Annotated in this window: 17 protein-coding genes; 6 read left to right on the top strand and 11 right to left on the bottom strand. The window is 64.6% G+C overall.

Annotated features, from left to right (window positions below):
- Nucleotides 1–25: 25 nt before the first annotated feature.
- Nucleotides 26–1,912, bottom strand: a complete 1,887-nt coding sequence (gene aspS, locus ACQY4V_RS12925; RefSeq protein WP_428512304.1) for an aspartate--tRNA ligase — start codon at nt 1,910–1,912, stop codon at nt 26–28.
- Between the two features lie 266 nt (nt 1,913–2,178).
- On the opposite strand from aspS, the gene ACQY4V_RS12930 reads away from it, so the two are divergent.
- Nucleotides 2,179–3,411, top strand: coding sequence for a class I SAM-dependent methyltransferase (locus tag ACQY4V_RS12930; protein WP_428512306.1), 1,233 nt, complete (start codon nt 2,179–2,181; stop codon nt 3,409–3,411).
- Nucleotides 3,412–3,414: 3 nt separating this feature from the next.
- Here ACQY4V_RS12930 and ACQY4V_RS12935 read toward each other — a convergent pair whose 3' ends face one another.
- Together ACQY4V_RS12935 and ACQY4V_RS12940 are read right to left on the bottom strand one after the other, a co-directional pair.
- Nucleotides 3,415–4,053: an aminotransferase class IV family protein gene (locus tag ACQY4V_RS12935; RefSeq protein WP_428512308.1), complete on the bottom strand. Its 639-nt coding sequence runs from the start codon at nt 4,051–4,053 to the stop codon at nt 3,415–3,417.
- Nucleotides 4,008–5,132, bottom strand: coding sequence for an aminodeoxychorismate synthase component I (locus tag ACQY4V_RS12940; protein WP_428512310.1), 1,125 nt, complete (start codon nt 5,130–5,132; stop codon nt 4,008–4,010). The genes ACQY4V_RS12935 and ACQY4V_RS12940 overlap by 46 nt, the downstream gene beginning before the upstream one ends.
- A gap of 152 nt (nt 5,133–5,284) precedes the next feature.
- Between ACQY4V_RS12940 and carB the strand changes: the two genes are divergently transcribed.
- The 3 genes from carB to ACQY4V_RS12955 all read left to right on the top strand — a co-directional run bounded on the left by carB (nt 5,285) and on the right by ACQY4V_RS12955 (nt 9,159).
- Nucleotides 5,285–8,581 (top strand): carbamoyl-phosphate synthase large subunit, encoded by a 3,297-nt coding sequence (carB, locus tag ACQY4V_RS12945; RefSeq protein WP_428512312.1) that lies wholly within the window; start codon nt 5,285–5,287, stop codon nt 8,579–8,581.
- A 220-nt stretch (nt 8,582–8,801) separates the two neighbouring features.
- Nucleotides 8,802–8,924, top strand: a complete 123-nt coding sequence (locus tag ACQY4V_RS12950) for a hypothetical protein (protein WP_302848996.1) — start codon at nt 8,802–8,804, stop codon at nt 8,922–8,924.
- A gap of 112 nt (nt 8,925–9,036) precedes the next feature.
- Complete coding sequence (locus tag ACQY4V_RS12955) at nt 9,037–9,159, top strand: hypothetical protein (RefSeq protein WP_268873930.1); 123 nt, start codon at nt 9,037–9,039, stop codon at nt 9,157–9,159.
- A gap of 240 nt (nt 9,160–9,399) precedes the next feature.
- Here ACQY4V_RS12955 and ACQY4V_RS12960 read toward each other — a convergent pair whose 3' ends face one another.
- The 6 genes from ACQY4V_RS12960 to ACQY4V_RS12985 all read right to left on the bottom strand — a co-directional run bounded on the left by ACQY4V_RS12960 (nt 9,400) and on the right by ACQY4V_RS12985 (nt 18,143).
- A complete protein-coding gene (locus ACQY4V_RS12960) occupies nt 9,400–11,103 on the bottom strand; it encodes an ABC transporter ATP-binding protein (protein ID WP_428512315.1) in 1,704 nt (567 codons plus the stop codon).
- A gap of 6 nt (nt 11,104–11,109) precedes the next feature.
- Entirely contained in the window at nt 11,110–12,345 is a 1,236-nt protein-coding gene (locus ACQY4V_RS12965; protein WP_428517241.1) for an ABC transporter permease, read from the bottom strand.
- Nucleotides 12,346–12,354: 9 nt separating this feature from the next.
- Nucleotides 12,355–13,311: an ABC transporter permease gene (locus ACQY4V_RS12970; RefSeq protein ID WP_428512317.1), complete on the bottom strand. Its 957-nt coding sequence runs from the start codon at nt 13,309–13,311 to the stop codon at nt 12,355–12,357.
- A gap of 196 nt (nt 13,312–13,507) precedes the next feature.
- Nucleotides 13,508–15,121, bottom strand: coding sequence for an ABC transporter substrate-binding protein (locus ACQY4V_RS12975; RefSeq protein ID WP_428512319.1), 1,614 nt, complete (start codon nt 15,119–15,121; stop codon nt 13,508–13,510).
- A gap of 302 nt (nt 15,122–15,423) precedes the next feature.
- Entirely contained in the window at nt 15,424–16,755 is a 1,332-nt protein-coding gene (locus ACQY4V_RS12980; RefSeq protein ID WP_428512321.1) for a replication-associated recombination protein A, read from the bottom strand.
- A 2-nt stretch (nt 16,756–16,757) separates the two neighbouring features.
- Nucleotides 16,758–18,143, bottom strand: a complete 1,386-nt coding sequence (locus ACQY4V_RS12985; protein ID WP_428512323.1) for a trypsin-like peptidase domain-containing protein — start codon at nt 18,141–18,143, stop codon at nt 16,758–16,760.
- Between the two features lie 188 nt (nt 18,144–18,331).
- Between ACQY4V_RS12985 and ACQY4V_RS12990 the strand changes: the two genes are divergently transcribed.
- Entirely contained in the window at nt 18,332–18,577 is a 246-nt protein-coding gene (locus tag ACQY4V_RS12990; RefSeq protein WP_152493524.1) for a hypothetical protein, read from the top strand.
- Nucleotides 18,570–19,025, top strand: coding sequence for a host attachment family protein (locus ACQY4V_RS12995; protein WP_428512325.1), 456 nt, complete (start codon nt 18,570–18,572; stop codon nt 19,023–19,025). The genes ACQY4V_RS12990 and ACQY4V_RS12995 overlap by 8 nt, the downstream gene beginning before the upstream one ends.
- 79 nt (nt 19,026–19,104) lie before the next feature.
- Here ACQY4V_RS12995 and rplQ read toward each other — a convergent pair whose 3' ends face one another.
- Entirely contained in the window at nt 19,105–19,533 is a 429-nt protein-coding gene (gene rplQ, locus ACQY4V_RS13000) for a 50S ribosomal protein L17 (protein ID WP_057795024.1), read from the bottom strand.
- Nucleotides 19,534–19,735: 202 nt separating this feature from the next.
- Complete coding sequence (locus ACQY4V_RS13005) at nt 19,736–20,752, bottom strand: DNA-directed RNA polymerase subunit alpha (RefSeq protein WP_428512327.1); 1,017 nt, start codon at nt 20,750–20,752, stop codon at nt 19,736–19,738.
- Nucleotides 20,753–20,823: the final 71 nt, after the last annotated feature.

The raw sequence follows: 20,823 nt of genomic DNA on the forward strand, positions 1-20,823 counted from the left end.
GGGTGAAAACCCACGCGCCCCGACTTCACTGCTCGCGCGGCAAAACCCGCAGGCCCAATTCCATCAACTGATCACTCGCCGGCTCGCTCGGCGCGTTCATCATCAGGTCCTCGGCCCGCTGGTTCATCGGGAACATGATCACCTCGCGGATATTCTGCTCGTCCGCCAGCAGCATCACGATCCGGTCGATCCCCGCAGCACAGCCCCCGTGCGGCGGCGCGCCGTACTGGAACGCACCGACCATGCCGCCGAACCGCTTGCGCACTTCCGCCTCGTCATAGCCCGCCAGCTCGAACGCCTTGATCATCGTCTCCAGCTTGTGGTTCCGGATCGCGCCACTGACCAGCTCATAGCCGTTGCAGCTCAGGTCATACTGATACCCCAGCACCTTCAGCGGGTCGCCCTCCAGCGCCTCGATCCCGCCCTGCGGCATCGAGAACGGGTTGTGCGAAAAGTCGATCTCGCCCGATTCCTCGTCGGCCTCGTACATCGGGAAATCCACGATCCACGCAAAGGCAAAGCGGTCCTCGTCGCTCAGCCCCAGTTCCTCGCCGATCGTCACCCGCGCCTTGCCCGCCACCCGCTCGAACGCGGCCGGCTTGCCGCCGAGGAAGAACGCCGCATCCCCAACGCCAAGGTCCAGTTGTTCGCGAATGGCTTCCGTCCGCTCCGGCCCGATATTCTTGGCCAGCGGCCCGGCGGCTTCAGGTTTCGTTGACCACTGATCAGTTGCGCGGGCGACTCTCTCTTCCCAAGCTTCTTTGCTCTCGCCTTTTCTTTGGGGATACTCGTTCGCATCGAACACGACGCCGTCTGCACTGACGCCTTCCTCCCGCCAGAAGATATACCCCATCCCCGGCAGGCCCTCTTTCTGGGCAAAGGCATTCATCCGGTCGCAGAATTTCCTGCTGCCGCCCGTGGGCGCTGGAATGGCACGAATTTCCGTGCCGTCCTGCTCCAGCAGCTTGGCGAAAATGGCAAAGCCCGAGCCGCGGAAATGCTCGCTCACATCCTGCATCTTGATCGGGTTGCGCAGGTCCGGCTTGTCGGTGCCATACCACAGCGCCGCGTCACGGTAGGAGATCTGCTCCCACTCCTGGTCCACCGCCTTGCCGCCGCCGAACTCCTCGAACAGGCCCTTGATCACCGGCTGGATCGTGTCGAACACGTCCTGCTGCTCGACGAACGACATCTCCATGTCCAGCTGGTAGAAATCCGTGGGCGAGCGGTCGGCGCGCGGGTCCTCGTCGCGGAAACACGGCGCGATCTGGAAATACTTGTCGAACCCGCTGACCATGATCAGCTGCTTGAACTGCTGCGGCGCCTGCGGCAGCGCATAGAACTTGCCCGGATGCAGGCGCGACGGCACCAGGAAGTCGCGCGCCCCCTCGGGGCTGGACGCGGTGATGATCGGCGTCTGGTACTCGCGGAACCCGATGTCCCACATGCGTTTGCGGATGCTGGCCACCACGTCCGAGCGCAGCTTCATGTTGTCCTGCATCGCCTCGCGCCGCAGGTCCAGATAGCGATAGCGCAGTCGCGTTTCTTCCGGGTATTCCTGATCGCCGAACACGATCAGCGGCAGCTCCTTGGCGCTGCCCAGCACCTCGACATCCCGAATGAACACCTCGATCTCGCCGGTGGGGATCTTGGGGTTCACCAGGCTCTCGTCGCGCGCCTTCACCTCGCCGTCGATGCGGATGCACCATTCGCTGCGCAGTTTCTCGACCTCGGAAAACACCTTGCTGTCGGGATCGCACAGCACCTGCGTCATGCCGTAATGATCGCGCAAATCGATGAACAGAACCCCGCCATGGTCCCGGATCCGGTGCACCCAGCCCGACAGGCGAACGGTGTCCCCGACATTCGATTTCGTCAGCTCGGCGCAGGTATGGCTGCGATATGCGTGCATGAGGTCCTCTCCGGGCGGCTGAAACTGCCCATTTCGCGTGCAATTCGGTTCGCGCCGATACACCTTGGCGGGGCGGCAAAGTCAAGGCCTGCAAGGCTATTTCCCGCCCGGGCGGAACCGGGCCGCATCTTAAAACATTTACAGAAAGTTAATTTTGCGCAAAGATTCCGGCTATCGGGCGGAAAACATGCGGGAAAACCGCAACACTGGCAGGTTTCACACCAACGTAGGCGCCGCTGTGGGCGCGCGAAGAAATGGGGTGAGCCATGTGGACCAAGTTGCTCGATGTGTTCGTTACACATCTCTTTCGCAAAGGCGATTTCAGCCTGACCTATCCCGACGGCACGACGCGCCGCTACGGTGACGGCGGCACGCCCTCCGTGGCGATGACCCTGCATGACCCCGCCCTGCCCCGCCGCATCATCCTGTCGCCCGAACTGGCCGTGGGCGAAGGCTACATGGACGGAACGATCACCCTCGCGGATGACGATCTGCGCGGTTTTCTCAGCCTCGCGGTCGACAACATCGCCCGCCAGGGCAGCCCGTGGTTCCACCGCCCGCTCGACCTGATGCGCCACGCCAGCCGCTGGCTGAAACAGTTCAACCCGGCCAAGCGGGCACGCGCGAACGTGGCCCACCACTACGACCTCTCGGGAGAGCTTTACGACCTCTTCCTCGACAAGGACCGGCAATATTCCTGCGCCTATTTCGCCCGCCCCGACATGACGCTGGAAGAGGCGCAGGAGGCCAAGAAACACCACATCGCCCGCAAACTGCTGCTCAAGCCCGGAATGCGCGTGCTCGATATCGGCTGCGGCTGGGGCGGAATGGCGCTGACGCTCGCGCGCGACTACGGCGCGCATGTGGTCGGGGTCACCCTCTCCGAGGAACAGCACGCCCTGGCCACCAAGCGCGCCGCCGAGGCGGGCCTCTCCGACAAGGTACAGTTCCACTTGATGGATTACCGCGCCGTCACCGGCACCTTCGACCGCATCGTCTCGGTCGGCATGTTCGAGCATGTGGGCGTGCCGCATTACCGCGAATATTTCCGCAATGTGCACGACCTTCTGTCCGAGGATGGCGTGGCCCTCATCCACACCATCGGCCATACCGATCCGCCGGGCACCACGAACCCGTGGATCCTGAAATACATCTTTCCCGGCGGCTATTGCCCCGCTCTCTCCGAGGCGACCCGCGCGATCGAGGTCAACGACCTGCACAGCTGCGATATCGAGGTCTGGCGCCTGCATTACGCCGAAACGCTGTGCCACTGGTACGACCGCTTCATGGCCAACATAGACCGCGCCCGCGAACTCTATGACGACCGCTTCTGCCGCATGTGGCGCTACTACCTCCTCGCCTGCGAGGCGACGTTCCGCTACAACAGCCAGGTCGTGTTCCAGTTCCAGCTCTCGCGCCGGCAGGACGCTGTGCCACTCACCCGCGACTATCTCTACAGCGACGCCGCTGCCGAAGAGCTGCGCCACGCCGCGGAATAGCCCTCAGTCCAGCCGCGCCGGGATCAACCCGCGCAGCGCATTGCCCACGTAAAGCGCCCGCGCTCCGGCCAGGTCGGCCGGCGTCAGCACCGCCTCCCGCGCCCGGCCCTCCGCGATCAAGCTCGCCCGCAGCACACCCGGCAACACACCGCAACTCAGCGATGGCGTCTCCAACCCGTCGCCCCGGTCAACGAAAATATTGGTGATCGTCCCCTCGCAGACCGCGCCATCCGAGTTGAGAAAGATCACTTCCTCCACCCCCTCGGGCAACTCCGCGCGCGTCCGGTCATACAACTCGCGCTCGGTGCTCTTGACCGTCAACCACGGATCGGTCGCGATTAGCCGCGTCTCGGACACCGCCAGCCGCCAGGCCCGTCCCTCCGGCTCGGGCGTGAACTCATGCAAGGTGACCTCTACCTGCCCGCCCGCATCCACCGTCAGGCGCAGCCGCCGCGGCGCGCTCGCCTCGACCGCCTCAAGCGCTGCGTCCAGCCCGTCGATCCCGATCCCCAGCCGCGCCGCGCTCGCCCGCAGCCGCTCCAGGTGCAGCGCCTTGCGGTGCAAGCCTTCATCGGGCGTCCACAGCCCTGTCTCGATCAGGCGAAATCCGCGATCAGCCGGCGGGCAAAGCGGGCTTTCCATAGGGCTTCCTCGTATTCCGACGCGGCGGTGCTGTCATAGACCACGCCGCCACCCACGTTCAGCGTCGCACGTCCGTCCTCCACAAGCAAACTGCGGATCGCCACGTTGAATTCCGACCGCCCGTCCGGCGCGGCCCAGCCGATGGTGCCGCAATAGACATCGCGCGCGCCGTCCTCCAGCCCCGCCAGGATCTGCATCGCCCGAATCTTCGGCGCGCCCGTGATCGACCCGCAGGGAAACAGCGCCCGGAAAATCCCGGACAGCGTCGTCCCTTCCAGCATCCGCCCGCGAATGAGCGAGGTCATCTGGTGCACCGTCGCCAGGCTCTCCACCGTGAACAGCTCCGGCACCTCGATACTGCCGATCTCGCAGATCCGCCCCAGGTCGTTGCGCAACAGGTCCACGATCATCAGGTTCTCGGCCTGGTTCTTTTCATCCGCCATCAGGAACCGGCAGCGCCGCGCATCCTCCTCGGCATCCTCGCTGCGCGGCTGGGTGCCCTTCATCGGCTTGGTCTCGATGCCCCCAGCCCCATCGGTGCGGAAAAACAGCTCGGGCGAGCGTGACAGGATCGCGGGCAGCCCCTCGTCCTCTATCAGCGCGCCAAAGCGCACCGGCTGCACCGCGTGCAGCGCGGCATATAGCGCGGCAGGCTCGCCCACCGCTTCCATCGCGCAGGCGAATGTCAGGTTCGCCTGATAGAAATCGCCCGCGCAGATATGCGCATGAACCGCCTCGAACGCCTGTTCATACCGCGCCGCCGACCACAGCGGCACGAAATGATCCAGATGCGCCTCGGGTTCGGGCAACGGCGCCGCCACGCCCGGCCCCTCGAAGACCCCGAACTGCAACAGCGGCACCCGCCGCCGCCCCGGCATCAGCGGGGCCAGCTTCGGCTCCAAGGCATAGCCCAACTCGTAGCTCGCGAATCCCGCCAGCCACAGGCCGGCCTCGCGCGCCGCGTCCATCGCCTCCAGCGCGGCGGGCACGTCCTCCGCCTCCCGCGCCAGGATCACCTCGACCGGGCGCTCGAACGCGCATTCGCCCCCCTCGGGGCCATGATCGAAACGGATTCGCAACAGACATTCCCTCGCTTTGGCTGGTTATCTAAGCGTTCACGCCGCCAAGTGCACTGCGAAATACGTCGCATCGCGTGCAAAGACCGATGCCCCTTGCGCTGTCCGGCGTAATGAATATAAGGCCAACAATTTGCGCCGCACCGGGGGATCACATGCCGAAAAGAACCGATATCAAGTCCATCATGATCATCGGTGCCGGCCCCATCATCATCGGGCAGGCCTGCGAGTTCGACTATTCCGGCGCCCAAGCCTGCAAGGCGCTGCGTGAGGAAGGCTACCGCGTCATCCTCGTCAATTCAAACCCCGCCACGATCATGACCGACCCAGGGCTGGCCGACGCCACCTATATCGAGCCAATCACGCCCGAGGTGGTGGCCAAGATCATCGAAAAGGAACGCCCCGACGCGCTCCTGCCCACCATGGGCGGCCAGACCGGCCTCAACACCGCGCTCGCGGTGGCCGACATGGGCGTGCTGGATAAATTCGGCGTCGAGCTGATCGGCGCCAACCGAGAGGCCATCGAGATGGCCGAGGACCGCAAATTGTTCCGCGAGGCGATGGACCGTCTGGGCATCGAAAACCCCAAGGCCACCATCGCCGAGACCATGGAAGAGTGCATGGCCGCGCTCGAACATGTGGGCCTGCCCGCCATCATCCGCCCCGCCTACACCCTTGGCGGCACCGGCGGCGGCGTGGCCTATAACCGCGCCGATTACGAACATTACTGCAAATCCGGCCTCGACGCCTCCCCGGTCAGCCAGATCCTGATAGACGAGTCGCTCTTGGGCTGGAAGGAATACGAGATGGAGGTCGTCCGCGACCGCGCCGACAACGCCATCATCGTCTGCTCCATCGAGAACGTCGACCCGATGGGCGTGCACACCGGCGATTCGATCACCGTGGCGCCTGCCCTCACGCTCACCGACAAGGAATACCAGATCATGCGCAACGGCTCCATCGCCGTCCTGCGCGAGATCGGCGTGGAAACCGGCGGCTCCAACGTGCAATGGGCCATCAACCCCGAGGACGGCCGCATGGTCGTGATCGAGATGAACCCGCGCGTCTCCCGCTCCTCCGCGCTGGCGTCCAAGGCCACCGGCTTTCCGATTGCGAAAATCGCGGCCAAGCTCGCTGTCGGCTACACGCTCGACGAGCTCGACAACGACATCACCAAGGTCACGCCCGCCAGCTTCGAGCCGACCATCGACTATGTCGTCACCAAGATCCCCAAATTCGCCTTCGAGAAATTCCCCGGCTCGCAGCCCTACCTGACCACCGCGATGAAATCCGTGGGCGAGGCCATGGCCATCGGCCGCACCATCCACGAATCGCTGCAAAAGGCGCTCGCGTCGATGGAATCTGGCCTCACCGGCTTCGACGAGATCGAGATCGACGGCGCCCCCGAAAAGACCGCCGTGATCAAGGCGATCAGCCAGCAGACCCCCGACCGGATGCGCACCATCGCTCAGGCCATGCGCCACGGCCTGACCGATGACGAGATCTTCGCCGCCACCAAGTTCGACCCGTGGTTCCTCGCCCGCATCCGCGAAATCGTCGAGGCAGAGGAAGCCGTGCGGCAGGACGGACTGCCCACCGACGGACAGGGCCTGCGCCGGCTGAAGATGATGGGCTTCACCGACGCCCGCCTGGCAAAACTGACGGGCTTTACCGAGGCCGATGTGCGCCGCGCCCGCCACGCGCAGGGGGTGGTCGCCGTGTTCAAACGCATCGACACCTGCGCCGCCGAATTCGAGGCCCAGACGCCTTACATGTATTCCACCTACGAGGCCCCGATGATGGGCGAGGTGGAATGCGAGGCGCGGCCCTCCGACCGCAAGAAGGTCGTCATATTGGGCGGCGGTCCCAACCGCATCGGCCAGGGGATCGAGTTCGACTATTGCTGCTGCCACGCCTGTTTCGCGCTGACGGATGCCGGCTACGAGACGATCATGGTCAACTGCAACCCCGAGACCGTCTCGACCGACTACGACACCTCCGACCGGCTCTACTTCGAGCCGCTGACGTTCGAGCACGTCATGGAAATCCTGCGTGTCGAGCAGGACAACGGCACGCTGCACGGCGTCATCGTCCAGTTCGGCGGCCAGACGCCCCTGAAACTCGCCAACGACCTCGAGGCCGAGGGCATCCCGATCCTGGGCACCACGCCCGACGCCATCGACCTTGCCGAGGACCGCGAGCGGTTCCAGGCGCTGGTCAACCAGCTGAACCTCAAGCAGCCCAAGAACGGCATCGCCCATTCCGACGCCGAGGCGCTGGCCATCGCCGACGAGATCGGCTTCCCGCTGGTCATCCGCCCCTCCTACGTTCTGGGCGGCCGCGCGATGGAAATCGTCCGCGACATGGGCCAGTTGGAACGCTACATCAACGAGGCCGTGATCGTCTCGGGCGACAGCCCGGTGCTGCTCGACGGCTACCTCTCCGGCGCCATCGAATGCGACGTCGATGCGCTGTCGGACGGCACCGATGTCCACGTCGCCGGCATCCTGCAACATATCGAAGAGGCCGGCGTGCACTCTGGCGACAGCGCCTGCTGCCTGCCGCCCCACACCCTCAGCCAACCCATCATCGACGAAATCGACCGCCAGACCCGCGCGCTGGCCAAGGCGCTGAACGTCGTCGGCCTGATGAACGTGCAGTTCGCCGTCAAGGGCGACGACATCTACCTGATCGAGGTCAACCCCCGCGCCAGCCGCACCGTGCCCTTCGTCGCCAAGGCCACGGATAGCGCCATCGCCTCCATCGCCGCGCGCCTCATGGCGGGCGAGCCGCTCTCGGCCTTCCCGCATCGCGGCGCCTACCCGTCGGATACCAAGCCCGGCACCCTGCCCATGGCCGACCAGATGACGCTCGCCGATCCCGCCATGCCGTGGTTCTCGGTCAAGGAAGCGGTGATGCCCTTCGCCCGCTTCCCCGGCGTCGACACGATCCTGGGGCCGGAAATGCGCTCGACGGGCGAGGTCATGGGCTGGGACGTCTCCTTCCCCCGCGCCTTCCTCAAGGCGCAGATGGGCGCGGGCGTCGTGCTGCCCGACGGCGGCAAGGTGTTCTTCTCGATCAAGGACGACGACAAGACGCCCCAGCTGGTGGAAACCGCTCAGATCCTCGTCGATCTGGGCTTCGCCATCGTCGCCACCCGCGGCACTGCCGCGTTCCTCGAAGCGCACGGTATCGCCTGCGAGGTCGTCAACAAGGTCTACGAAGGCCGCCCCGACATCGTGGACATGCTCAAGGACGGGCAGATCAGCCTCGTGATGAACACCACCGAGGGCATCCAGGCGGTCGAGGACAGCCGCGAGATTCGCTCGGTTGCGCTCTACGACAAGATCCCCTATTACACGACCGCAGCCGCCGCTCATGCCGCCGCACTGGCCATGAAGGCCCGGCAAGAGGGCGACCTTGTGGTATTGCCGCTACAGGGCGTCGCCTGACCGCAAATGCCTCGCGCGGGGCCGCCCCGCGCAAGGCCCTGAAAATAATGATATTTTTCAGAATCGTCGCAGCCATGCTCTGCGGCCAGAGCGGCTATGCACAATTTTCATAGAATTCGAAACGAATAAGGATTGCGCCGTCATAATTTTTGACTAGGTGGATGGTACGAACGCACTGACGCGCTCGATATTTAACGACCGCCAGCCAAAGGAGGCCATCATGACCCGCGATGAATTGAACCGGGAACTTCGTATGCATAGTGCCACCTGGCAATCGGTGGTCCTGGTCTACGGTATCCTCGTCGGTACGCTGATTTTCTCGGCCTCGGCCATCATCGGCTAACCCGAACCACCCCGGCGCCCGGCGCCACAGCCCAAAACCGAACCTACCCCCTTTAGGCGTTGAACGTGCTAGTCGTTTAGCGCCATTGGCGTCTCTGAAAAGGATACCCGCCATGAACCGTGACCAACTGATCCGCGAATTGCAGGCCCACAGCGCCACGTGGCAGGCCGTCGTGATCGTCTATGCCCTGATCGTCGCCGCGATGGTCCTGTCGGGCATGGCCATCACCGGCTGAGAGTGGGGCGCCCGGGTAGAGACGGCCTTGAACGCAGAGCCGGTCAACCGGGTGCCGAACCGAAGCCAAAATCACCTCCCGTCCCGGGCTTGACCCGGGACCTCGCCCCCCCGAGAGATCCTCGGGTCAAGCCCGAGGATGACAGACGCCCCGCTCTCAAGCCTCCGCAAAACCCGTCCCCCAAAACGAAAAACGGCGCCCTATTTTCGGGGCGCCGTTTTTTGTTCATAGCGGTCAGTCTCAGACCTGCGTGCCCTCGACCTTGTCGTCGTCCGGGTCGATCTTGGCCGAGGCCGCGTCGCCGATATTGTCGACGCCGCGTTCCTCCAGCAGCGTGGTCAGCCAGTTCGGATCCATCTCCGGCACCGAGCTCAGCAGCAGGTCGGTATATGGGTGGTGCGGCGGCGTGAACATGTCGTCCTTCGGCCCCTGCTCCACCACCTGCCCGTTCTGCATCACCACCACCTCGTCGGCGATGGACCGCACCGTCGCCAGGTCGTGGGTGATGAACATGTAGGCCAGGTTCAGCTCGTTCTGCAGCCGGTCCAGCAGCCGCAGGATGCCCTCCGCCACCAGCTGATCCAGCGCCGAGGTCACCTCGTCGCAGACGATGAAACTGGGCTCGGCCGCCAGCGCCCGGGCAATTCCGATCCGCTGTTTCTGCCCACCCGACAGTTCCGGCGGATAGCGGTTGTAGTATTTCGACGGCTCCAGCTCGATCAGGTCCAACAGTTCATCCACCCGCGTCTTCAGCGCCGTGCCCTTAAGCCCCGAATAGAACTGCGCCGGCCGCCCGATGATCTCCGAAATCTGCACCTTGGGGTTCAGCGCCGTATCGGCCATCTGGTAAATCATCTGGCACTGCCGCAACTGGTCCTTCGAGCGGTCCTTGTAACTGGCCGGGAACGGCTCTCCCTTGAACAGCACCTCGCCTTTCGAGGGCGGCAACAGCCCGGTGATCACCCGCGCGGTCGTGGACTTGCCCGACCCGGATTCGCCCACCACGGCCACCGTCATCCCCTGGTAGATGTCGAACGACACGTCATCCAGGATCTTCGGCCCGTTGGAATAGGACGCGTCCACGTTCTTGACCGAAATCAGCGGCGGGGTGCCATCCGTCGGGCGATGCTTCTGCTCGCTGGTAAAGCTGCGCACGGCCCAGAGCGACTTGGTATAATCCTCCTGCGGATTCTCCAGCATCTGGTCCGTGGGCGCCTCCTCCACCTCTTCACCCCGCAACAGCACCTTGATCGTGTCGGCCATCTGCGCCACCACGGCCAAATCGTGCGTGATGTAGATCGCCGCGGTGTTGAACTGGTCCACGATATCGCGAATGGCCGCCAGCACCTCGATCTGCGTGGTCACGTCCAGCGCCGTGGTCGGCTCGTCAAAGATGATCAGGTCGGGCCGGCACGACATCGCCATCGCCGTCATCGCCCGCTGCAACTGACCGCCCGACACCTGGTGCGGATACCGAAACCCGATCTCGCCGGGGTTGGGCAGGCGCAACCGCTCATAGAGCTCGATCGCGTCCTCCTGCGCCTCCAGCCGCTTCTTGATGCGGTACTGCACGGGCGCTTCGGTATGCTGGTCGATCAGCTTGTGCGCCGGGTTGAACGACGCCGCCGCCGACTGCGCCACGTAGGCGATGCGCGATCCGCGCAGCGCCCGTTTCTCGCCCTCGGTCGAGGTGGTCAGCTCGATCCCGTCGAACTCGATCGACGAGCCCTCCACGATCCGCGTGCCGTCCCGGGCATAGCCCATGGCGGCCGCGCCGATGGTGGATTTGCCCGCCCCGGATTCCCCGATCAGGCCCATCACCTCGCCGCGGTGCAGGGTCAGGTCGACACCCTTGATGATGTCGATCCAGGTTTCGTCCGAGTAGCCCTGGATCTTCAGGTCTCGGATCTTCAGAAGAACGTCGGTGTTTTTCTTGAAACTCATGTCGGTTTACTCCTTCAAGCCCGAGGACCGGTGCAGCATCCAGTCCACCACGAAGTTGACCGCCACGGTCAACAGCGCGATGGCCGCGGCCGGAATAAGCGGCGTGATCTCACCGAACGAGATCAGCGTCGCGTTCTCCCGCACCATCGAGCCCCAGTCCGCCGTGGGCGGCTGGATGCCGAGACCGAGGAAGCTGAGACCCGCGATCAGCAGGAACACGAAGCAGAACTCCAGCCCGAATTCCGCCACCAGCGGCGCGGTCGAGTTCGGCAGGATCTCCCGCCGGATCAGGTACCAGTTCTTTTCACCGCGCAGCTTGGCGGCCTCGATATAGTCCATCACGACCACGTTGCCCGCGACCGCCCGCGTCAGGCGGAACACGCGGGGGCTGTAGATGATCGCGACCACCAGGATCAGGATGATCTCCGACGCGTTGAAGATCGTCGTGCCGGCCAGCGCAAAGGCAAAGGCCACCCCGGCGACGATCGCCGCCCCGATCAGCCAGCTGACAAGCGAATATGCTGCCGCCGCCAGGAACAGCAGCCCCACGACCACCGCAAAGCCGAACAGCAGCCAGGAACTGGTCTGCGGCGAGGCCAGCGAGCCGCCGAAGATCGACAGCATCAGTAGGGCGAAGATCAGCGACGGGATCGACATGATCACGTCTGCCATCCGGCCCATGAAGCCGTCGAAGTACCCGCCCTTGGTCGCCGCCAGCAGACCCGCCATGGCGCCCAGGATGAACGCCAGGACCGTGCCGCACAGCGCAAGCGCCACGGTGTTCCGCGCGCCATAGATGATCCGGCTGAACATGTCCCGGCCCAGTTGGTCCGCGCCCAGCAGCATGTTGTTGTCCGGCGGCGCAAAAGCCTGGCTGACGATCTCGGCCTCGCCATAGGGCGCGATGGCCGGGGCGAAGATGCCCATGACCGCCACGATGAAGATCACGAACATCCCGAAAGCCGCGGTCAGCGGCGCGGTGCGCAGCTCCTTGGCCATCTCGTCGCTCGCCAGCGCCGTCAGGAACTCGCGGAACGCATAGGACATCATGCCCGCCGCCAGCAGCATCCCCGCGGCAATCGCGATGAACCGCAGCCCGGGGATCCCGCCGATGATCGCCACCACCAGCGACACCAGTGTCAGCGAGAACAGCAGCAGGAACGCAGACCGCTGGTTGTAATAGGCCGCCCCGCAAGACAGCACAAGCAGCAGGGCGAAGTAGAGGATTACAAATATCATGATCCGCCCTCCTTATTTCGGGTGCCGCAGGCGCGGGTTGGTCAGAATGGCCCCCACGTCGGCTGCAAGGTTGAGAAGGATGAAGGTCGCCGCGAAGATCAGGCAGCAGGCCTGCACCACGGGGAAGTCTCGCTTGGAAACCGCGTCCACCAGCGCCTGTCCGATGCCCGGATAGACGAACACCACCTCCACCAGCACCACGCCGGTGATCAGGTAGGCCAGGTTCAGCGCGACCACGTTGATGATCGGCGCCCAGGCATTGGGCAGCGCATGCTTCACGATCACCTTCCAGGGCGGCGCGCCCTTCAGCCGGGCCATCTCGATATAGGGGCTGGCCAGCAGGTTGATGATCGCCGCGCGGGTCATCCGCATCATGTGCGCCATGACCACCAGCACCAGCGTCAGCGCCGGCAGGAAGGTCCGCTCCAGGAGCCCGAAGAAGGTCATCCCTTCACTCAGGCTCGCGATGGCCGGGAACATGCCCCATTTTACCGCGAAATAGAGGATCAGGATATACCCCAGGAAGAATTCCGGCGACGAGATGAAGGACAATGAGATCACGTTCGCCACCCGGTCGAAGATCGAGTTGCGCAACAGCGCCACGATCACGCCCAGGATGATCGACACCGGCACCGCGATCACGGCCGCGTAGGCGGCCAGGAACAGCGTGTTCATGAACCGCTCGCCGATGATCTCGGTCACCCGCGCGTCGGTCACGATGGAACTGCCGAAATCAAGTGTGACGGCGTCGCTCAGCCACGCGAAATATCGCACCAGCGCGGGCTGGTCGAGGCCCATTTCACGGCGCAGGGCCGCAAGGTTCTCCGGGGTCGCCGACTGTCCCAGCACCGCCTGCGCGATGTCCCCGGGAAGAAGTTCGACCATGAAGAAGATGATGACGGAGATCACCAAAAGGATGATCAGCCCGAGACCCAGACGCTTGCCGACAAGCGTAAAGATGTCTCCCATATGTCCCTCCTGCTGTTGGGCGTCCGCCTTGCCCGTCCCGGGCCGCATCCGCACAGCTTATATTGTTATGACGTTATGACGTGCCCCGGGCGCATTTGCTGCGCTCTCTTGGCCGTCCCGTCGGCCCGGACGGGGCGATGATCCGCCCCCTCCAAATGTTTGCCCCGGCGCCTTGGCACCGGGGCGAAACTTTTTCTTATGCGTCAGCGAACCACCAGCGGCTGCAGGCGCGCGCGCCGTCCATCTGCCAGCTGGGTGCAAGGTTCTCACCATGCTGCACGTTCTTGCGCCGCGCGTAGACGAAGTTCGGGAAGAACGGGATGATCGTGCCGCCATCGTCCTTCGCAAGGATCGCCATCTCGCGGTACATTTCCGCGCGCTTTTCATCGTCCAGCTCGGCCTTGGCCTGCAGCAGCAGTTCGTTGAACCGCTCGTTCTGCCACCGGCTCTCGTTCCAGGCCGCGTCGGACTTGTAGGCCAGCGAATACATCACGTCCGGCGTCGGACGCGCGCCCCACTGCACCACGCACCACGGCTTTTTCAGCCAAACGTCGGAATAGTACCCGTCGTTGGGCTCGCGATTGACGTTGATGGTGATGCCCGCCTGCTTGGCGTGCTCGGCAAAAAGAACGCACATGTCCACCGCCCCTGAAAAGACCGAGTCGGCCACGCTCAGGTTCACCGTCAGGTCCTCGGCGCCGGCTTTCTTCAGCAGCGATTTCGCCTGGTCGGGATCGTATTCGCGCTGCTCGATGCCTTCCGGGTAATAGGGCATCGCAGGCGAATGGTGGAAGTCGTTCGCCTTGGTGGCCGCCCCGAATGCAATCTTCTCGATCAGCTCGTCGCGGTTCAACGACAGCTTCAGCGCGTTGCGCACGTCTACGTTGTCGAACGGCGCCGTGTCGCACAGCATCGGCATGGTGATGGCCGCCGCCGACGGCACGTCGTCGATCTCGATGTTCGGGTCGCGTTGCAACAGCGCCAGCGTCTTCAGCTCCAGCTGCGTCACCGCGTCCACGTCGCCCGTCACCAGCGCCGTCTGGCGCGCGTTCGGGTCGTTCAGCACGATCAGTTGCAGGTCGTCGAAATAGGCGCCTTCCAGGTGCCAGCCCTCGTGGCGGGTCAGGCTGTAGCGCACGCCGAACTCGGCCTCTTCCATCTTGTAGGGGCCCGACCCGTCGCCCGACTGCCAGTTGGCCGTGCCGTCTTCGTTCGCCGGCACGATCGCCAGGTGATAGTCCGTCATCAGCCACGGCAGGTCGGCATTGCCGGCCGCCAGCTTGAACGTGACCGAGTTGTCGCCGTTGTCGACAAGGTCTTCCACGTCCGCCAGCAGCGCCTTCGCAGCCGAGGTCGTCTCTTCGCCGCGGTGGTGGTTCATCGACGCGATCACGTCGTTCGCCGTCACCTTGTTGCCGCTATGGAACGTGGCGTTGTCGTTGATCTTGAAGGTCCATTCCTTCGCGTCCGGGCTGGCGCTCCACTCGCTGGCCAGGTCCGGCCCGAGCGAGCCATCGGGCTCGATCAGCGTCAGGTAGGAGCGGTAGGTATGCGCCACCTGGATCATCGAGAAGGTGACATAGGTGCCCGGGTCGTGCGTGTCCGACGTGTTGCCGTCGTGCATCCCCAGGCGGAACGTACCGCCCTTGGCGGGCTGCGCCTTCGCGGCGCCGGTCCACAGGCCGGTCGCGGCCGTGGTCGTCAGGCCCGCCGCGGCGGCGTAATGCATGAACGACCGGCGAGAGATCTTCCCTTCGCGGGCCGCGTCTGCCAGTCGATCCAGCAGAAGTTGATCTTTGATATCAGTCATGATGTCTCCCTATGACTAGTCTGTCTCCCGGGTCATCTTGCGCGACCCTTCAAAGCAGCTTTGCGTCGTTTCCCCTGAACGGGCGGCTCAATTACGACATGATGTTACCAAAACACGAAAAAAATGTCGCTTCCAGCCTTCATATGCCGCATCACGAAATTTTTTCGCACGTTCAATTCACTAGCCAGCACTGTTGAACCGCTTGCTTTAAAGGGGTTTCCGCAGCTCGAGCCTGTCGCCGGGCCGACTGTTCAGAAAACGACATATCCGCGCACCCCGACCGGCGGCGGCGCGGGAATCGTCTAGTGTTCCGCGTCGTCCTTGCGCGCCCGCAGCCTGGCGAAATAGGCCACGCGCTTGCCCAGTTCCCGCTCGAACCCGCGCTCGACCGGCTTGTAAAGCTCGGGCCGCTCCATCGTGTCGGGAAAATAGTTCTGTCCCGAAAACGCGTCCTCTGCATCGTGGTCATAGGCATAGCCCGCGCCGTATCCCTGTTCCTTCATCAGCCCCGTGGGCGCGTTCAGGATATGCTTGGGCGGCGGCTCGCTGCCGGTCTTCTTCGCGGCCTTCATCGCCGCCTTGTAGGCCACGTAGGCCGCGTTCGACTTGGGCGCCAGCGCCAGGTAGGTGACCGCCTGCGCCAGCGCCAGCTCCCCTTCCGGGCTGCCCAGCCGCTCATAGGTTTCCCACGATTGCAGGCACACCGCCTGCGCCTGCGGATCGGCCAAGCCGATATCCTCCACCGCCATCCGGGTGATCCGCCGCGCCAGGTACCGCGGGTCCTCGCCCCCGTCCAGCATCCGCGCCAGCCAGTAGAGTGCGGCATCCGGGTCCGACCCGCGCACCGACTTGTGCAGCGCCGAAATCAGGTTGTAATGCGCGTCCCCCGACTTGTCGTACTGCGCCGCCCGCTTCATCAGCCGCGCCGTCAGGGCATTGGTGTCCAGCTTTGTATCGGTCTTCCACGCCGCCACCTGCTCGATCAGATTGAGCAGCGCGCGCCCGTCCCCGTCCGCCATCTCCAGCAGCGCCTCACGGGCCGGGCCGTCAAGAGGAAGCGCCCGGTCCAGCTCCTTCTCGGCCCGCTGCGCCAACCGCTCCAGCTCCGCCAGGGTCAGCCGCTCCAGCACCAAAACCTGCGACCGGCTCAGCAAGGCCGCGTTCAACTCGAAACTCGGGTTCTCCGTGGTGGCCCCCACCAGCAAGATCGTCCCGTCCTCCATATGCGGCAGGAACCCGTCCTGCTGCGCCTTGTTGAAGCGGTGGATCTCGTCCACGAACAGCAGCGTCCCCTGCCCGTTCGCCCGCCGATGCTTGGCCGCGTCGAACACCTTGCGCAGTTCCGGCACCCCGGAAAAGATCGCGCTGATCTGCACGAAATGCAGGTCCGTCTCGTCCGCCAGCAGCCGCGCGATGGTGGTCTTGCCCACCCCCGGCGGCCCCCAGAACACCAAAGACGACAGGCTGCCAGAGGCCAGCATCACCCCCAGCGGGCCATCCGGCCCGATCACCTTGTCCTGGCCGATCACCTCGGACAGCGCGCGGGGCCGCAGCCGGTCCGCCAGCGGGCGCGGCGCGCTATCCGGCACCTTGTCGTCCCTCGCGCTCGCGCTGGTATCGAACAGATCGCCCATGGCTACAGCCTGAACCGCAGCGTGCTGCGCTGCGTGCCCCGCTGCACGTCCAGGCTCAGCCAGCGCCCGCTCGCCTCCAGCAGAGGCTCCACCATGCCGGGCTCCTCGACGGTCACGCCGTTGATCCCGCGCAGGATATCCCCCTGCCGCAACCCGGCCCGCAGCCCCGCACGCCCCGGCTCCAGCACCACGACACCCTCCGCCATCAGCGGCAGGTCCAATTCGGCAATGACCGCCGGGTTGATCCGGCCCAGAACCATGCCCGGTATCACGCTCCGCGCGCCCGTCTCGGTCACCTCCCGCGGCGGCACCTCCGGCGCGCGTCCCAGCCGCAAAAGCACGTCCTCGGCCTCCCCGTCGCGCACCCGCGTTACCCGCGTCTCGCCGCCGATCCCGGCAACCGACATCCGGTAGATCATCTCCGGCGCCGCATTCACCGCCTGCCCGTCCACCGCCGTGATCACGTCGCCTGCCTCAAACCCGGCCTCGGCAAAGGAGCTTGCGGGATGCAACTGCGAAATGATGATCCCCCCGGGCACGCCCAACCCCATCCCCTCGGCCATGTCCGCCGTCACCGGCTGGCCACTGATGCCGGCCCAGGGCCGCTCGAACGCCGTATTGCCGGCCTGCGCCTGGGCCACGAATTGAGCCACCAGCGCCGCCGGAATCGCAAAGCCGATCCCGTTCGACCCGCCCGACCGGCTCAGGATCCGCGTGTTGATCCCCACCAGCCGGCCCTCTATATCCACCAGCGCCCCGCCCGAATTGCCCGGGTTGATCGGCGCATCCGTCTGGATGAAATACCCCCGCGCATTGCCCGTGGCCGCGCCCGACCGCGCCAGCCCCGACACGATCCCGCTGGTCACCGTCTGGCCCACGCCAAAGGGGTTGCCGATAGCCAGCACCAGCTCGCCCACCTCGACCGTGTCGCTGTCGCGCAAGTCCAGCGCGGGCATCTCTTCCGCGCCCTCCAGCTTCAAAACCGCCAGGTCGCTCTCCTCGTCGGCCAAAAGCACCCGCGCCGCGAATTCCCGCCGGTCGTTCAGCACCACGCGGATGTCCGTGGCCATGCCCACCACGTGGTAATTCGACACCACGATCCCGTCCGCGCTCAGGATCACCCCCGACCCCAGCGAGTTCTCGACCCGCTGCCTTGGCCCGCCGAAATCGCGAAAGAACTCGTCGAAGAACGGGTCGCCCCGGAACGGGCTCGACCGCGTGTTCACCACCCGCCGCGCATAGATGTTCACCACCGCGGGCGCGGCCTGCTTCACAACGGGCACGAAGCCCATGCTGATCTCGCCCCGGCTTTCGGGCACGCGCATCTCCGCCCCCGCCGGCACCGCCAGCGTCAAGGACAGGACAAGGACACAGATCCATCTCACCATGCCCCCGATATGCGCCCCCCGCGCCCTTGATGCAAGCGCGACAAGACAGGCACTGCCCCTGCTTTTCCTCTGGCCAGAAATATCCCGGGGAGCGCGAGGGGCTGGCCCCTCGCTCCCGTCCTCACAGCCCGCACCGACCGATGGAACCCCCCGCCCCACCCGGCGTTTTCCTGACAGGAGGTACCACCATGGCAGAGAGATACAGATCGAAGGACGGCAAAAGCGAAACCGAAGAGTTCGTCGACGACGTCCCCACCCCAGACCAGCAAGGCCGCGCCCAGGGCAACCTGGAACGCAAGGTCGGCACCCGCGACTCGCTGAAGCGGACAAAAAGCGAGGACGCCGGCGCAACCCGCGTCACCAAGGAAGACGAAAAGGGCGAAGGCAATCTCGGCGGCCACCACGGCACCGGCAAGGAGAAACGCGATGACTGAACTCAAGCAAGGCACTTGGGTCGTGGTGACCGACAGTGAAAAGGCGCTCTTCCTGCGCAACCTCACCGACCACCAGGATCCCAACCTCGAAGTGATGGACACCGAGGAACAGGAAAACCCCTCGGATATCGAGCAATCCGCCAACCGCCCCGGCCGCATGCAGGATACCGGGGTGCAGCAGATGTCGGCCCTGGACGACACCGACTGGCACGAGCTGCAGAAGGAGCGCTTCGCCTCGGACCTGTCGGACATCCTCTACGCCGCGGCGCACAAGGGCGAATTCGACCGCCTGATCCTCGTCGCCGCGCCCAAGGTGCTGGGCCACCTGCGCGACGACATGCACAAGGAGGTCACGTCGAAAGTGGTTAGCGAGATTCCCAAGAACCTCGCGGGCCATCCCGTCGACGAGATCGAGAAGCTGGTCAAGAAAGAGCTCGAGGCGTCCTGACCGCAAAAGATCACAGACGCAAAAACGCCGCCGGACATCTCCGGCGGCGTTTTTCATGCCCAGTCGGGGGAAGCGGGGCTTATGCCTCGTCGTCCCCGTCCATGTCCTCGGCGGCGACGCGGGCCTTGTCGGCGGCGCCCTTGGCGTCGCGGTCGCGCTCGACGAATTCGATGATCGCCATCGGCGCCATGTCACCATACCGGAAACCGGCCTTCAGCACGCGGACATACCCGCCCTGACGCTCCTTGTAGCGCGGGCCCAGCACGTCAAAGAGCTTTTCGACATGCATGTCCTGCTTCAGTTGCGCGGCAGCCTGGCGGCGGGCATGAACGTCCCCGCGCTTGCCCAGCGTGACCAGCTTTTCCACCACGCGCTTCAGCTCCTTGGCTTTCGGCAGGGTGGTCTTGATCTGTTCGTGTTCAATCAGCGAGCCGGCCATGTTCGCCCACAGCGCCTTGCGGTGCTCGTGGGTGCGGTTCAGGCGGCGATAGCCTCGTGCGTGACGCATGTTTCTTACTCCGTTCGTTGCCCTCTACGGGCGGTTTTGCTTTGTCCGGCCGGCGATGCGTGTCACCGGCTCTCCTTGGGGCCTGTCCCGGGCTTGACCCGGGACCTCGACCCGATCTTCTGTCCCGACCCGCCCCGGACCTGATCCGGGGCCTCTTGGCCGGGAGATCCCGGATCAAGTCCGGGATTCGAAGATCAATTCTTCAGAATTGATCTTCGAACTTCTTCGCCAGGTCCTCGATGTTGTCCGGCGGCCAGTCCTCGACATCCATGCCAAGGTGCAGGCCCATGCCCGACAGCACTTCCTTGATCTCGTTCAAGGACTTGCGGCCAAAGTTCGGCGTGCGCAGCATCTCTGCTTCGGTCTTCTGAATGAGGTCGCCGATATAGACGATGTTGTCGTTCTTCAGGCAGTTCGCGGACCGCACCGACAGCTCCAGCTCGTCCACTTTCTTCAGCAGCAGCGGGTTGAACTCCAGCCCGTCGTCGTCGTCCTGACGCTGCGCGCTCTCCGGCTCTTCGAAGTTCACGAAGATCGACAGCTGGTCCTGCAGGATACGCGCGGCAAAGGCCACGGCATCTTCCGGCGTCAGCGAACCATCGGTCGTCAGCTTCATCGTCAGCTTGTCATAGTCCAGCACCTGGCCCTCGCGGGTGGGCTGCACGTCATAGCTGACCTTCACGACCGGCGAATAGATCGCGTCGATGGCAATCAGGCCGATGGGCGCGTCTTCCGGCTTGTTCTTGTCGGCGGCGACATAGCCCTTGCCCTGGTTCACGGTCAGTTCCATGAACAGGTCCGCGCCTTCGTCGAGGTGGCAGATCACGTGTTCCTTGTTCAGGATCTCGATGCCCGCGCTGTCGGCGATGTCACCGGCGGTCACCACGCCCGGCCCCTTGGCCGAGATCGACAGGCGCTTGGGCCCCTCGACATCCATGCGGATCGCGACACCCTTGAGGTTCAGCACGACGTCTGTCACGTCTTCACGGACGCCGGCGATGCTGGAAAACTCGTGCAGCACGTTGTCGATCTGCACGCTGGTGATCGCCGCGCCCTGAAGGCTCGACAACAGCACGCGGCGCAGCGCGTTGCCCATGGTCAGGCCAAAGCCACGCTCCAGCGGTTCGGCCACGACGGTCGCCTGGCGCAGCGGGTCGTTGCCCGGCTTCACCTCAAGCTGCGTCGGCTTGATCAATTCTGCCCAGTTCTTATGGATCATGCGGTCCCTCCATCCTTGTCCCCGGCCCCATGTCCATAGGCCTCCGAGACGCTCGAGGTTTCAAAATAACG

Origin of the sequence: Roseovarius sp. (assembly GCF_965277045.1) — a bacterium.
Lineage (GTDB): Bacteria > Pseudomonadota > Alphaproteobacteria > Rhodobacterales > Rhodobacteraceae > Roseovarius.

What these genes read in the sequence shown, in the direction of transcription:
- aspS (WP_428512304.1), bottom strand. Translation starts at nt 1,912, where the DNA reads ATGCACGCATATCGCAGCCATACCTGCGCCGAGCTGACGAAATCGAAT.
- ACQY4V_RS12930 (WP_428512306.1), top strand. Translation starts at nt 2,179, where the DNA reads ATGTGGACCAAGTTGCTCGATGTGTTCGTTACACATCTCTTTCGCAAA.
- ACQY4V_RS12935 (WP_428512308.1), bottom strand. Translation starts at nt 4,053, where the DNA reads ATGGAAAGCCCGCTTTGCCCGCCGGCTGATCGCGGATTTCGCCTGATC.
- carB (WP_428512312.1), top strand. Translation starts at nt 5,285, where the DNA reads ATGCCGAAAAGAACCGATATCAAGTCCATCATGATCATCGGTGCCGGC.
- ACQY4V_RS12950 (WP_302848996.1), top strand. Translation starts at nt 8,802, where the DNA reads ATGACCCGCGATGAATTGAACCGGGAACTTCGTATGCATAGTGCCACC.
- ACQY4V_RS12955 (WP_268873930.1), top strand. Translation starts at nt 9,037, where the DNA reads ATGAACCGTGACCAACTGATCCGCGAATTGCAGGCCCACAGCGCCACG.
- ACQY4V_RS12960 (WP_428512315.1), bottom strand. Translation starts at nt 11,103, where the DNA reads ATGAGTTTCAAGAAAAACACCGACGTTCTTCTGAAGATCCGAGACCTG.
- ACQY4V_RS12970 (WP_428512317.1), bottom strand. Translation starts at nt 13,311, where the DNA reads ATGGGAGACATCTTTACGCTTGTCGGCAAGCGTCTGGGTCTCGGGCTG.
- ACQY4V_RS12975 (WP_428512319.1), bottom strand. Translation starts at nt 15,121, where the DNA reads ATGACTGATATCAAAGATCAACTTCTGCTGGATCGACTGGCAGACGCG.
- ACQY4V_RS12980 (WP_428512321.1), bottom strand. Translation starts at nt 16,755, where the DNA reads ATGGGCGATCTGTTCGATACCAGCGCGAGCGCGAGGGACGACAAGGTG.
- ACQY4V_RS12985 (WP_428512323.1), bottom strand. Translation starts at nt 18,143, where the DNA reads ATGGTGAGATGGATCTGTGTCCTTGTCCTGTCCTTGACGCTGGCGGTG.
- ACQY4V_RS12990 (WP_152493524.1), top strand. Translation starts at nt 18,332, where the DNA reads ATGGCAGAGAGATACAGATCGAAGGACGGCAAAAGCGAAACCGAAGAG.
- ACQY4V_RS12995 (WP_428512325.1), top strand. Translation starts at nt 18,570, where the DNA reads ATGACTGAACTCAAGCAAGGCACTTGGGTCGTGGTGACCGACAGTGAA.
- rplQ (WP_057795024.1), bottom strand. Translation starts at nt 19,533, where the DNA reads ATGCGTCACGCACGAGGCTATCGCCGCCTGAACCGCACCCACGAGCAC.
- ACQY4V_RS13005 (WP_428512327.1), bottom strand. Translation starts at nt 20,752, where the DNA reads ATGATCCATAAGAACTGGGCAGAATTGATCAAGCCGACGCAGCTTGAG.